Below are 12,917 nucleotides of genomic sequence, written 5' to 3'. Positions count from 1 at the left end.
AGCGAAGGGTTTTTTCTCACGGGCTGCTGCTGTTGCCGCATTCCGGGATTCCGTCGAGCTGCTCGGCCGTCCTGACGCCCGCATGGGTCCAGTACGACCCCGGGGGCAGGACAGCACCCCGTACCTCCGCGATTTCGAACACCTCCGATACCCCGTACGCGGGGCCGTGCTCGACGGTCACATCGAGGGTCGCGGGCAGCTCGGACGGCTGCCTCGCCGGGCTGGAGGCGCGGTAGGCCTTCCCCTCCCAGAGCGGCAGCAGGCCGCGCTGCCCCTCCTCGGTCAGCGGATCGTCGCCGCGCCAGACGCGCCGCTCCGTGCCGCTGTCCCAGACCTCGACCCGCCGCACCCGGTCCTGCGGGCACTGCCCGGACTTGACGGTGACCGCGTCCCCGTCGATCCGCATCCCCACGAGTGCGGGGCTGCCGGGATCGGAGAGGGTGTGGACGAAGAACGCCCAGAACCCGATGGTCATCAGCACGACGACGACGGCCGAGACCGCAACCGCGCTGACGACGATCGTGTGCTCCCGCCGCCTCACCGCGTGTTGGCGCAGCTCACCGGCGCCCAGCGCAGGCATGGGCGGTACTTCCCGACGTCGCATCCGGCGCGCCCCCCTCTTCACACAAGCCACAGCACACAGGCCACGGCGCGGGCCTTGCACACAGTTTCGCCACATCGGCGACGACGCGCATGGTGACGTGCGTCACTTCGAGGCGGGTCCAGCGGGCTCGGTGGAGCCCTTGGGGGAGGGCGGCGGGGACGGCAGCTCGGCGTGCGCGACCACGTACCCGCCCTTGGTCACCGGCGCGTACGGGGCAGGGGCCATACAGGTGCCGACCGGCGCCTCCTCGGGCGGGGTGGTGCCCTTCGGCAGCAGGTTCACGCCGTTCCAGGAGAAGCCGACACGGTCCTTGGAGCGGCCCTTGCCCCCGCCCTCCCCCTCTCCCTTGCTGTCTCCCCCGTCGTGGACGCTGAATCCGACCCTCTTCCCGACGATGGGAGGCCCGCCGGGGCTCACCTCCGTGATGACCGCCGTCAGGGTCGCGGTGCGCACCCCGGTGACCAAGCAGTCCACGCGCCCCTTGGACGTGTACGTGATGTCCCGCTCGGCCGAGTAGTGGGACACCGTGACCATGCCCCGCGCGTCCGTGGGCAGGCCGCCGGGAATTCCGGGCAGCGGACGGCTGTACGGGGCCGCCCGGGCGTCGAAGGTGAAGGACCGGACGTCCTTGTCCTGGTGGTAGGGCAGAACGAACTCGGCGCTTCCGACGACGCTCGCGCGGACCGGTCGCGGCTTCTCCTCCTGATCGGCGGAAGCGGCGACGGACACGCTCGCCACCGCGAGGCCTGCGCCAACGACGCTGATTGCGGCCAGAGTTCGGCGTACGGACCGAGACATCATGGTGATCTCCTGCTCTGCGGGGGGGGCTTGCTCTCGACGGAATTCATCCTGCGCGCCCGCACCGCCCCCGCCGTCGGCCTCCGGTCGGGACCCCCGCCCCCGGCTACCGCCACGCGGCGGAGGCGCCGTCAGCCTCAGGTCCCACGCGGTGGAGCGGTACGGGCCGGGCCCCCCTACTCAGGTGCCTGGAAGCCGCCGTTCTCCCGCTCCAGCAGCTCGGCCAGCCGCAGCGGGGTCCGGTCCTCGAACATCGGCCCGACGATCTGCACCCCCACCGGCAGGCCCTCCGGCGACCGGCCCGCCGGTACGGCGGTGGCGGGAAGGCCGGGCATGGTGGGCAGGCCGGCCCAGACGAGCTGGTCGAAGTACGGGTACGCGACGCCGTCGATGGCGATCAGGCGCTCCATCGGATCGGGGTGGTGGTCGTGCGGGAAGGCGGGCGTGGGTGAGACGGGGCACACCACGGCGTCGAACTCGGCGAACAGCCGCCGCCAGCCGTGGCGGTGGGCCTCGCGACGGTTGTTCACCTCGATCCAGTCGCGGTGGCTGAGCACGGTGCCGCGCAGCCGGGCCGCGTCGAGGCTCCGATCATGCTCCGCCAGTCCGGCGGCGCGGGAACGCAGTTCCTCGTACCGCGCCTGAGGGAACCCGGCGGAGGAGCCCGAGGCCAGCAACTGCATGTAGATCAGCCCGGCTTCCGCCAGATCGGGCAGCAACGGGCTACCCCGTTCGACCCGGACACCGCCACCGACCAGCGCATCGGCCACCCGGCCCACGCCCGCCCGTACGGCGGCCCCGGTCGGAAGGAGCGGATGCTCGTCGAGGACCAGGACCCGGAAATCACGCAGCCGCTCATGGCGCGCGGGCGGCAGCGTCACGCTGTGCGCCACCCCGGACGTGAGCGGGTCCGGTCCGGCCATGACATCGAGCAGGAGCGTGAGATCGCGGGCCGTGCGCGCCATCGGACCGACGACGGCGAGGTCGAGGTCGACGGGGAGGGCCGGGGTCTCCGGTGGAACCATTCCACGGCTCGGCGCCAACCCGAGCGTCGGCTTGTGGGCGTAGATGCCGCAGAAGTGGGCGGGGGTGCGCAGCGAACCGGCGAGATCGGAGCCGATGGACAGCGCGCCGAACCCGGACGCCAGGGCCGCCGCCGACCCGCCGGAGGACCCACCCGCCGTACGGCCGTGGTCCCAGGGGTTGTTGGTGGTGCCGTAGATCTCGTTGAAGCTCTGCACGTCCTGCAGCCCGAGCGGCACATTGGTCTTGCCCAGCACCACCGCGCCCGCCGCCTTGAGCCGCGAGACCTGCACCGCGTCCTCGGCGGGTACGTAGTCGCGGTGGAGCGGTATGCCCCACGTCGTGGGCAGCCCGGCGACGTTGTACGACTCCTTGACCGTCACCGGAATGCCGAGCAGGGGCCGCTTCCCACCGGGGCCCTCACCCTGACCGTCACCCCGGGCGCGCGCCCGGTCGGCATCACGCGCGGCGGCCCGCGCCCGGTCGAAGTCCGGCACGCATATCGCGTTGATCGCCGGGTCGTCCCGCTCGATACGGGTGATCGCCGCGTCGGTCAGTTCCTCCGAGGTCACGTCACCGGCGCGCAAGGCGCGGACGAGGTTCTCAGCTGTCTCAAAGTTCCACTCCATGCGGTCGACCGTAGAGACCACCGGCGAAGGTCATAAAACGCCGCGTCGCACAACGGGGTTGGCGCACCCGGCTCTCGGGCCTCGGGTCTTGGGCCTCGGGTCCCGAGACCCGGGGCCCGAGCCTCGGAGACGGTCGGTTCACTCTTTCGGGTGTACGCGGACGAGGGCTGGCCCGAAGCTCGGGGTCCGGGACCCGGGCGTCGGGACCCGAGACCCGGGATTCGAGCGCTTTCTTTAACTGGCGGGCAAATGAAGGGGGGAGGGGAAAACCTCCCCACCCTCCCTACCCCGTAACGGCCAGCAAGTATGACTAATCGTGACAGCTTGCGGCGCAGCGTCACGACTGCTTACGGTTCGAGAACCAAACGACCCCGACACGGTGTTGTAAGCACCAGGCCGGGGTCTCACCGCAAGATCGCAACCCTAGAAAGACGACCTCGTGGCTACCGAGCACACTAGCCCCGCCCAGCCCGCGCCCGCATCCTCACCCGCGTACCCGATGGCCAAACCCGGCTACGGCAAACGCACCACGACGGACCAACGCCCGAGCACCCCCAACGACTTCAGCCTCCTACCGACGCGCGAGCGGTACGTGGCCGGGTTCATCGACCGCCTCCCCGACGAGGCGGCGATGAGCGTGAAGCAGTTGGCCAAGCAACTCCCCCTCTACGGCCAGCAGGCCATCGGCTCCGCGTTGAGGGCCCTGTCCGTCGCCGGACACCTGCGGCGCGTGCGGTGCGAGGTCGGCCGGGAGGGCCGGGTCCGCTGGGTCTCCCGCACGTTCTGGTCCCGTACCGCGCGGGACAACGAGTGGTGGAACGCCTATCTGGCCACGGAGCGCGCCCGGTTCGCGGCCGGTACGGAGCACACCCCGGCGCCCGCGCAGGATGCGGCCGTCTCCGAGGCCGCCCCTCCCCCGCCCCCCTGGGTGCCGCAGGAGCCGCCGCCCCCCGACCACGAGCACCCTGACGCCGAAGCCGCACCCGACCCCGTATCCGTACCGCAGCAACGAACGAAGACACCCCCAGCGCCGCCACAGGCACCAGCCCCGGAACCACCTCACGCACCGGGCCCCTCCCCCGCCTACCTCGCCCTCGCCCAGCTCGGGCAGGTAGACCACCGCGTCGGCCTCTCCGCCGCCGACTGCGCCGCGCTCGAAGGACTCGCCGCCGCCTGGCTCGAACGGGGGGTCACCGCCGAACACGTCGTCCACGCCCTCACCGCCGGGCTCCCCCAGGCCGTCGATTCGCCGGTCGGCTTCGTCCGCCGCCGCCTGGAGACCAAGATGCCGCCCCACCAGCCGACGGCCGGCCCCGCGCACCCGCCGCCGCCCGGCACTCCAGCCCCTCGCGTCCTGGTCGAATGCGCCGAGTGCGGGGCCCCAGGACGCCCCGAGGCACTCCCCGACGGCCTCTGCCGCCCCTGCCGGTCCGGCACCGATGAGCACACCCGGGACGACGGACTCCCCGGACAGAGCGACATCGCCACCTACGTCAGCGAACTCCGCAACCGGCTCAAGCTCCCCTGAACAACCGTGAGGACGGGCAGCACAACCACCGCAGCCGTCACGCCGACGGCCCCCAGTGCTGGACGTACCCCTCCCTGAGCGGCCCGCCACACAGCCCGAGCACTTCTGCACCGGCCTCCAGGAGCCGTACGGAGTCGGCCTGTTCGGCCACGGCACGGTGCCCGGCCAGCAGAGCCTCACCCAGCACCGGGTCCGCACCGAGGAGGCGGCGCGGCAGCCACCTGCCGATGCCGTTCCAGGCACCGAGATGGGCGGTGAGCAGGTGCGCCGCCTCGCGCAGCACGGCGTCGGCCAGGGCGAGTTGCTCGTAGCGGGCGGCCGGCGAGGCATCGGCCAGATCGTCCAGGAAGCAGGTCAGGAGGTAGCGCCCCCGCTCCCACTCCTCCGGCGCGAGCGGAGGCGGCCCCGCCGCCAACACCTCCCGGGCCCGCTCGCACACATGGGACACATGGCCGCCGGGATCCAGCAACGGAAGCCCCTGGGCATAGAGGAAGAGGATGGTCCCCCGCCGCTGGGCCCGGTCCCGCTCGAAGGCAGCGGACACGTCGCTCACCGTATGAACGAACAACTCCGCCAGACGCCCGTCACGGCGGACCACCTCACGCCCACCGGCCTCGCCGTCCGGGAGAAGCACGGCCACATCCAGGTCGCTGCCAGCCGTGGCCCGCCCCTGAGCAGCGGACCCGCCCAGCAGCGCACCCACAGCCTGGGGATAACGCTCCGCGACCAGCCGCCGCGCCTCATCGGCCAACTCTGCGACGGACCGGCTCTCCGGGGGTTGTCCTTGGGTTCGGGCATCCATGGCTGTTCATCGTGCCAGGGCCGCGGAGGTGGAGGCGGGCGGCCCTGGCCGGAGAAACGGTGAGGGGCGGCAGGCCCACCGGCCCACCGCCCCCATCCCGTAAGGGAGTTCCGCTCAAGAGCTACTGCACGACCGTGATCCGGTCCGTCGCCGGCGGGGCCAGCGGCGCGGCGGCCGTGGAGTGGGCCGCCAGGTAGGCGTTGAACAGGTCCAGGTCCGAGGCGCCGACCAGCTTGTTCGTGCCCTGGCCGAGGGCCGGGAAGCCGTCGCCGCCGCCCGCGAGGAACTCGTTCATCGCGACGCGGTAGGTGCGGGCCGGGTCGATCGCCGCGCCGTTCAGCTTGATGGAGTCGGTGACCACGCGGGCCGCGCCGGTCTTCGTCAGGTCCAGGGTGTAGGTGAGGCCCTTGGAGACCTGGAGGATCTTCGGGCTCGCCTCGTTGGGCCCGCTGACCTGCTGCTGGAGGGCGGCGACCAGCTGGGCGCCGGTCAGGTCGACGACGTTCATCATGTTGGTGAACGGCTGCACGGTGAACGCCTCGCCGTACGTGACGACCCCGTCGCCCTCACTGCCGGACGCCTTGTGGACCAGGTCCGCGCGGATACCGCCCGGGTTCATGAACGCGACTTCCGCGCCGCCCTTGTCGGCCGGGGCGAGGCCTTCGAGCTGGGCGTCGGCGATGACGTTGCCGAGCGGCTTCTCGGGGGCCGTGGAGCCGCGGCCGTTGATGTCGGCGCTGATCCAGCCCTGCGGCCGGTTGGCGATCGGGGCGGCCAGCTTGTTCCAGCGCTCGATCAGGCTCGTCATGTCGGCGGCCTTGGGCTGGTCCCGGGTCACGACGTGGTTCGCCGACTTCACCGACGTACGGACGATGTCCTTCGTACGGAGGTCGTAGGTGAGGGTGGTGTCCGTGTAGAGCTTGCCGAACGACGACGCCGAGGTGACCATGCGCGGCTTGCCCGCCGGGTCCGGGACCGTGCAGACGTACGCCTGGTGGGTGTGGCCCGTGACCAGGGCGTCCACCTTCGGCGTGATGCCCTTGGCGATGTCGAGGATCGGGCCGGAGATGCCGTCGCCCGCGCCGGGGCTGTCGCAGTCGTAGTTGTACGAGGTGGAGGCCGGGGCCCCGCCCTCGTGGATCAGGGCCACGATGGACTTGACGCCCTTGCGGTCCAGCTCACGCGCGTACTTGTTGATCGTCTCGACCTCGTCGTGGAACTTGAGACCCTTGACCCCGTTCGCGGTGACGATGTCCGGCGTGCCCTCCAGGGTCACGCCGATGAAGCCGATCTTGACGCCGTTCTTCTTCCAGACGGTGTACGGCTTCAGCAGCGGCTTGCCCGTCTTCTCCTTGGTGACGTTGGCCGCCAGGTAGGGGAAGTCCGCGCCCCTGAACTTCCTGCCCTTCTCGTAACAGCCCTCGACCGGGTGACAGCCGCCGTTCTGGAGGCGGGCCAGCTCGGTCGCGCCCTCGTCGAACTCGTGGTTGCCGACCGCCGAGACGTCCAGCTTCAGCTTGTTGAGCGCCTCGATCGTCGGCTCGTCGTGGAAGAGGCCCGACAGCAGCGGGCTCGCGCCGACCATGTCGCCGCCGGCCGCCGTGACGGAGTACGGGCTGCCCTTGCGCGCGGTGCGCAGCGAGGTCGCCAGGTACTCGACGCCACCGGCCGGGATCGCCTTCACCGTGCCGTCGGGCTGCGTCTCGGAGACGTTGCCCGCGGAGCCGGCCGGGGGCTCCAGGTTGCCGTGCAGGTCGTTGAAGGACAGCAACTGCACATCTACGGTACGGGGCTTGTGGCCGTGCCCGTGGCCGTGACCGTGGCCCCGGTCATGGGCCCCGGCCGGCATCGCGGCGACGAGCGCGCCCACGGTGGCCAGACCGGCCGCGGCGGCGAGCACCCGCCGGGAGGCACGTTTCTTCTGCGGAGTCGCTGACATCGGTCCCCTTGTGTGTCAGTTACGTCAGTGGTGTCACTTCTGGAATCCTGCGTGCCGCAGCCTAGAGTCAACGCGCGTAGCGCAACAGGTGTTCGGGGTTACGGACTGGTTGCCATCCGGCCAAATGGCTCGTCAGAGTCGTTTCATCTGCACATCTATCATCCGTATGGCTTACATATCCGGGCAGAAACATCACGGCGCACGGGGCATCCGGAAGCCTGTGCGCCATGGAGAACGAACTCGCGGCCACGCCGAAGGTGCCGGGCCAGCAGCAAGCACGTCCGGCAGAACTACCCGCCGGATTCCTCGACATGGTCGACGACCTCAAGACGATCGTCCGCGGGGCGCACGTCCGCGCCCAGCTCAAGGTCAACACGGAGATGCTCCGGATGTACTGGGAGCTCGGGCAGGTCATCCTGGAGCGCCAGCGAGGGGAGAAGTGGGGCACGAAGGTCATCGAGCGGATCGCCACCGAGCTGCGGACGGAGTTCCCGCAGCAGCGGGGATTTAGCCGATCCAACCTCCACTACATGCAGCAGATGGCCCGCACCTGGCCGGACTCAATTGTCCAACAGCCTGTTGGACAATTGCCCTGGGGCCACGTCGTCCTCCTCGTGGGCAAGTGCGCCACCCGCTTCGAGCTGGACTTCTACGCCCAGCACGCCGTCCACCACGGCTGGTCGCGTACGCACCTGGAGTCGGTGCTCCACCGGCAGCTGCACCTCGCGGAAGGGGCCGCCGCGAACAATTTCGACGTCAGCCTTCCCGGGAAGTCCGACGCCGTACGGCAGATCCTCAAGGACCCCTACCGCCTCGACTTCACCGAGCTGTCGGGCCGGCCCGCCGAGCGCGATCTGGAGGACGCGCTCGTCGACAACCTCGTGCGGTTCCTGACCGAGCTCGGCGTCGGGTTCGCCTTCGTCGGACGGCAGTACCCGATCGTGGTCGGCGACTCCGAGTACCGCATCGACCTGCTCTTCTACCACTGCAAGCTGCACTGCTACGTCGTGCTGGAGCTGAAGACCCGCAAGGCGCGGGCCGAGCACTTCGGACAGCTCGGGTTCTACGTCTCGGTGGTGGACGACCTCGTCAGGGACAAGGAGCGGGACGAGCCCACCCTCGGCATCCTGATCGCCGAGAGCAGGGACCGGGCGATGGTGGAGTACGCGCTGCGCGGGTACAACACCCCGCTGGCCGTCAGCACGTACGCCGGGCTGCCCGAGGGGGTGAGGGAGCTGTTGCCCAGCGCGGAGGACCTCTCCCGCATCGCGGACCACGTCCTGAACGCGCCTGCCACCTCCGAGCCCGAGGAGGAATGACCGGCGGGCAGCCGCCCGCGCACACCCCCGCCCGCGCCCTCCATCCCCGTACGCTCGTCCCCATGACGACTGACGCACCCCTCCCCTCCCCCGGACGCGAGATTCAGGCCCTCGACGCGCTCGACCCCGCCCAGGCCGACGCCGTCCTCGAACTCCTTGGCGAGGCGGCCCGGTTCGACGGCAGGCAGGCGGTCTCCGAGCAGGGGAGGCTCCGGATCCGGGGCGGTCACCGCGACGGTGTACGCCACTTCCTGCTCACCAGCGGCGGCACCCTCGCCGGGTACGCGCAGCTGGAGGACACCGACCCCGTCGAGGCCCCGGCGGCCGAGCTCGTCGTCCACCCCGAGCGGCGCGGCACCGGCCACGGCCGGGCCCTGGGCGCCGCCCTCCTCGCCGCGACCGGCAAGCGGCTGCGGGTCTGGGCGCACGGCGGCAGCTCGGCCGCCCGGCACCTGGCCCAGGTCCTCGGCCTCTCCCTCTTCCGCGAGCTGCGCCAGCTCCGCCGGAGCCTGATCCCGCTCGACCTCGCGGAGCCCGTACTGCCCGAAGGCGTCACCGTACGGACCTTCGAGCCCGGCCGGGACGACGCCGCCTGGCTCGCCGTGAACCGCGCCGCCTTCGCCCACCACCCCGAGCAGGGCTCCCTCACCCAGCAGGACCTGGACGACCGCAAGGCGGAGCCGTGGTTCGACCCGAAGGGGTTCTTCCTGGCCGAGCGGGGCGGGGAGATCGTGGGCTTCCACTGGACGAAGGTGCACGCCCAGGAGCAGCTGGGCGAGGTGTACGTCGTCGGGGTGCTGCCCGACGCGCAGGGCGGCGGCCTCGGCAAGGCGCTGACCTCCATCGGCCTGCACCACCTGGCCGCCCAGGCGCTTCCCACCGCGATGCTCTACGTCGACGCCGACAACACGGCGGCCGTGACGGTGTACGAGCGGATCGGCTTCACCACCCACGAGGTGGACCTGATGTACCGCACCGAGTCCTGAACCTCGCACCTCCGGTCGGAAGAAAATCTGTCGTGGCGGGAGTAGACATCTCGCCGGCGGCGGGTCTAGTGTTTCTCTCGTAGCCGGACAGCGAGGACGGCACGGCAGCGGAGTGGTGGAGCCGGAAACGGTGGGTTCCAGCGCTGGTTGCCGGGCCGTGCGACCCCCAGGGGCCGCGCAGCGGTTCTCCGACCTGTCCGGTCCGATGAACAGACGAACAGAACCGACGAGGTAAGGAGCGGACGCCATCAGGATCGCCCGGGCGAGGCACACACCGCCCGGGTACCGCAGGCCCCAGATCGGAAGGTGGTCCCCGGTCACGCATCCGCGATCCCCGCTCTCCCGCCCTCACCGGCGGACCGGCGGAAAAAGAAGGCCGACGTAAGTCACGTCGGCAGATGGTGTTGAAGCTCGGGGCCCGAGTGCCGGATGGCACTCGGGCCCCCCGACGTGTCCCCACGCCGACCACCGGCGTGTCCCCGAAAGAAGAGGTGCTATGCCGCCTAGCAGTACCCGCCCCACCGACAACCTGGACGACGACGACTACCCCGCCTACACCATGGGCCGGGCCGCCGAGATGCTCTCCACCACCCCCGCCTTCCTGCGCGCACTCGGCGAGAACCGCCTGATCACCCCCCTGCGCTCGGAAGGCGGCCACCGCCGTTACTCCCGCTACCAGCTGCGCATCGCCGCCCGCGCCCGCGAGCTCGTGGACCAGGGCACCAAGATCGAGGACGCCTGCCGCATCGTCATCCTCGAGGACCAGCTCGAAGAGGCTCAGCGCATCAACGAGGAACTGCGCGCCGCACGGACGCGGTAGACCTTCCCGTACACGTACGAATGCCAAAGGGGCGGCGTCGATTGACGCCGCCCCTTCCTTGGTGCACCCTTTCACTACTCAATTAGTGAAAGGGTGGTGAACATGGCAGAGTCCGCAGCGGTCGAGTTCCGCATCGACCGGCGCAGCGGCGTCGCCACCTACCTCCAGATCGTCCAGCAGACGAAGCAGGCCCTCCGCCTGGGCGTTCTGGAGCCGGGGGACCGGCTGCCCACCGCCCGCGAGGTCGTGGAGGCCACCGCCATCAACCCGAACACCGTCCTCAAGGCGTACCGGGAGCTGGAGCGCGAGGGCCTCGTCGAGGCGCGGCGCGGTCTCGGCACCTTCGTCCGCCGGACGCTCGGCACGGCGGCCGAGGCATCCGCCTCCGACTCGCCGCTGCGCACCGAACTCGCCGACTGGGCCCGCCGGGCGCGGTCGGCGGGGCTGGAGAAGGACGACGTCAGCGCGCTCTTCACCGCCGTGATCGACAGTACGTACAAGGGGGACCAGGACAGATGACAGGTGCCGTGATCGAGGCTCGCGGCCTCGCCATGACCTACGGGCGGAGAGGGGGCGCGCGTACGGCCCTGGACGGCTGCTCCTTCCGCCTTCCCGCCGAGCACGTCTGCGCCCTCGTCGGTCCCAACGGGGCCGGAAAGTCCACCCTGTTGAATCTGGCGGCGGGGCTGGCCCGGCCGAGCGCCGGGTCCCTCGCCGTCCTCGGCTCCGCCGACCCCTCCGCCGTACGCGACCGCATCGCCTACGTGCCCCAGGACAAGCCGCTGTACCCGCAGCTCACCGTCGCCGACACGCTGTGGGCCGGCGGCGAGCTCAACCCCGGGCGCTGGGACGCCGGGATCGCCGGGCGGATCGCCGGCCCGCTGCCGCAGGGCGCCCGCGTCCGTACGCTCTCCGGCGGGCAGCGGACCCGGCTGGCGCTGGCCCTGGCGCTCGGCAAGCGGCCCGAACTCATGCTGCTGGACGAGCCGATGGCCGACCTCGACCCTCTCGCCCGCCATGAGCTGATGGGCGTGCTGATGGCGGAGACCGCCGAGCACGGCACCACCATCGTGATGTCCTCGCACATCCTCACCGAGCTGGAGGGCGCCTGCGACTTCCTGCTGTTCGTGGACGGCGGCCGCGTCCGGCTCGGCGGCGAGGCCGAGGACATCGTCTCCGCCCACGCCCTGGTCACCGGCCAGGCCGGCCGTGACCTGGCCCCGCACACCGTCGTCGAATCCCGTACGACGGGACGTCAGCTCACGGCTCTCTTAAGGAAGGAGGGCCCCGTGGACGAGTCCCTCTGGGCCACCAAGGAACCCTCCCTGGAGGAGCTCCTCCTCGCCCACCTCCGCTCCCCGGACGCCCCGCCGCTGCTGACGCCGGGCGCCGTGGCGGGTACGGTCCGCGAGGCGGTGGTGTCCGCGTGAGCTCCACCGTCACCTCCTTGCGCGGCCCCGTCCGCGTAGCGCTGCGCCTGCACCGGAGGACCCTGTGGGCGGCCCTGGCGGCCGTCGCCGTGGGGATCGTCTGCCTGCTCACGGTGGCCCTCCTGGCCGAACGGGCCGTCGCCGACCTCGCGAGCGCCGGCTGCACCCTGAGCAGCGACGCACGCCCCTGCTTTCAAGCGGCTCGTGACTTCACCGACCGGATGATCCGCATCGACCGGTTGCTGACGTACGCGGGCTTCGCCCTCGTCGCGCTCCCCGCCGTCGTCGCGGCCTTCGTCGCGGGCCCGGTGATCGCCAGGGAGTGGGAGACCGGCAGCATCAAGCTCTCCTGGAGCCAGTCGACCTCGCCCGCCGCCTGGCTGGCCGCGCGGCTCGTCACCATCGCCCTGCCGGTGGTCGGCGGGATCGTGGTGCTCTCCGCCGTCCTCTCGTGGTCCAGGACCCAGCTCACGTACCCGTTCCCGGCCATCTGGGAGGAGGCGACGGCCTTCGGCGCCACGGGCACGGTCCCGGTCGCCGGTGCGCTGCTGGCCGTGGCGCTGGGTGCGCTCGCCGGGCTGCTGCTGCGCCGTACGGTCCCGGCGCTGATGGTGGCCCTGGCCGCCTCCGGGCTGGTGGCGTTCGTGCTCAGCTCGGTGCGGTTCCGCTTCTGGCCGATGGTGAAGGTCACCTATCCCCTGGAGGGCGTCTCACCCGTCCCGAAGTGGTCGTACGTCGTCGAGCAGGGTTACGTGACGGCCGGGGGCGACCCGCTTCCCGCCGGCACCTGCTCCCCCTCCTCCCTGAACTTCCAGGACTGCCTGGCCGGACATGGCGTGCGGCACTACGAGCACTACCACCCCGCCTCCCACTTCTGGCCGCTCCAGCTCGTCGAGACCGGCATCCTGCTCGCTCTCGCCGCGCTCGCCGTGTTCGCCGCCTTCCGGGTCCTGCGCCGCCTGCACGGCTGACCCCGGGCCGCACCGGCCGGGACCAGCCGTACCGGCCGGGACCCGGCCGCACCGACCTCGCCGTCCGG

12 protein-coding genes are annotated in these 12,917 nt (G+C 71.3%); 7 read left to right on the top strand and 5 right to left on the bottom strand.

From position 1 onward, the window contains the following. Positions 1 to 16: 16 nt before the first annotated feature. From IF17_RS0116530 to IF17_RS0116520, 3 genes are all read right to left on the bottom strand, one after another. Complete coding sequence (locus IF17_RS0116530) at positions 17 to 580, bottom strand: hypothetical protein (protein WP_030566626.1); 564 nt, start codon at positions 578 to 580, stop codon at positions 17 to 19. 126 nt (positions 581 to 706) lie between these two features. Then, the gene (locus IF17_RS0116525) at positions 707 to 1,333 is read right to left on the bottom strand and encodes a hypothetical protein (RefSeq protein ID WP_244890502.1); all 627 of its coding nucleotides are present in this window, start codon (positions 1,331 to 1,333) and stop codon (positions 707 to 709) included. 245 nt (positions 1,334 to 1,578) lie between these two features. Then, the gene (locus IF17_RS0116520; protein ID WP_030566623.1) at positions 1,579 to 3,054 is read right to left on the bottom strand and encodes an amidase; all 1,476 of its coding nucleotides are present in this window, start codon (positions 3,052 to 3,054) and stop codon (positions 1,579 to 1,581) included. A 439-nt stretch (positions 3,055 to 3,493) separates the two neighbouring features. Between IF17_RS0116520 and IF17_RS0116515 the strand changes: the two genes are divergently transcribed. Further along, positions 3,494 to 4,582, top strand: a complete 1,089-nt coding sequence (locus IF17_RS0116515; RefSeq protein ID WP_244890501.1) for a MarR family transcriptional regulator — start codon at positions 3,494 to 3,496, stop codon at positions 4,580 to 4,582. A gap of 37 nt (positions 4,583 to 4,619) precedes the next feature. Here IF17_RS0116515 and IF17_RS0116510 read toward each other — a convergent pair whose 3' ends face one another. Next, the gene (locus IF17_RS0116510; protein ID WP_030566621.1) at positions 4,620 to 5,384 is read right to left on the bottom strand and encodes a nucleotidyltransferase domain-containing protein; all 765 of its coding nucleotides are present in this window, start codon (positions 5,382 to 5,384) and stop codon (positions 4,620 to 4,622) included. Between the two features lie 121 nt (positions 5,385 to 5,505). Then, positions 5,506 to 7,323 (bottom strand): bifunctional metallophosphatase/5'-nucleotidase, encoded by a 1,818-nt coding sequence (locus IF17_RS0116505; protein WP_032772069.1) that lies wholly within the window; start codon positions 7,321 to 7,323, stop codon positions 5,506 to 5,508. 227 nt (positions 7,324 to 7,550) lie between these two features. On the opposite strand from IF17_RS0116505, the gene IF17_RS0116500 reads away from it, so the two are divergent. From IF17_RS0116500 to IF17_RS0116475, 6 genes are all read left to right on the top strand, one after another. Beyond that, positions 7,551 to 8,642 carry a PDDEXK nuclease domain-containing protein gene (locus IF17_RS0116500; RefSeq protein WP_030566616.1) on the top strand — a complete coding sequence of 364 codons (1,092 nt, stop codon included), beginning with the start codon at positions 7,551 to 7,553 and terminating at the stop codon, positions 8,640 to 8,642. Positions 8,643 to 8,704: 62 nt separating this feature from the next. Further along, positions 8,705 to 9,628, top strand: coding sequence for a mycothiol synthase (gene mshD / locus IF17_RS0116495; protein ID WP_030566614.1), 924 nt, complete (start codon positions 8,705 to 8,707; stop codon positions 9,626 to 9,628). Positions 9,629 to 10,124: 496 nt separating this feature from the next. Then, positions 10,125 to 10,448, top strand: a complete 324-nt coding sequence (locus IF17_RS0116490; protein WP_018511156.1) for a MerR family transcriptional regulator — start codon at positions 10,125 to 10,127, stop codon at positions 10,446 to 10,448. 102 nt (positions 10,449 to 10,550) lie between these two features. Further along, the gene (locus IF17_RS0116485; protein WP_030566612.1) at positions 10,551 to 10,967 is read left to right on the top strand and encodes a GntR family transcriptional regulator; all 417 of its coding nucleotides are present in this window, start codon (positions 10,551 to 10,553) and stop codon (positions 10,965 to 10,967) included. Continuing rightward, positions 10,964 to 11,878 (top strand): ABC transporter ATP-binding protein, encoded by a 915-nt coding sequence (locus IF17_RS0116480; protein WP_030566610.1) that lies wholly within the window; start codon positions 10,964 to 10,966, stop codon positions 11,876 to 11,878. Before IF17_RS0116485 ends, IF17_RS0116480 begins: the two co-directional genes overlap by 4 nt. Continuing rightward, positions 11,875 to 12,849 (top strand): hypothetical protein, encoded by a 975-nt coding sequence (locus tag IF17_RS0116475; protein WP_030566609.1) that lies wholly within the window; start codon positions 11,875 to 11,877, stop codon positions 12,847 to 12,849. Before IF17_RS0116480 ends, IF17_RS0116475 begins: the two co-directional genes overlap by 4 nt. Positions 12,850 to 12,917: the final 68 nt, after the last annotated feature.

This window comes from Streptomyces cyaneofuscatus (assembly GCF_000718135.1).
Classification (GTDB): Bacteria; Actinomycetota; Actinomycetes; order Streptomycetales; family Streptomycetaceae; genus Streptomyces; species Streptomyces cyaneofuscatus.
The sequence above is the reverse complement of the archived record's forward strand: the minus strand, read 5'-3'. Positions and strand labels throughout refer to the sequence as shown.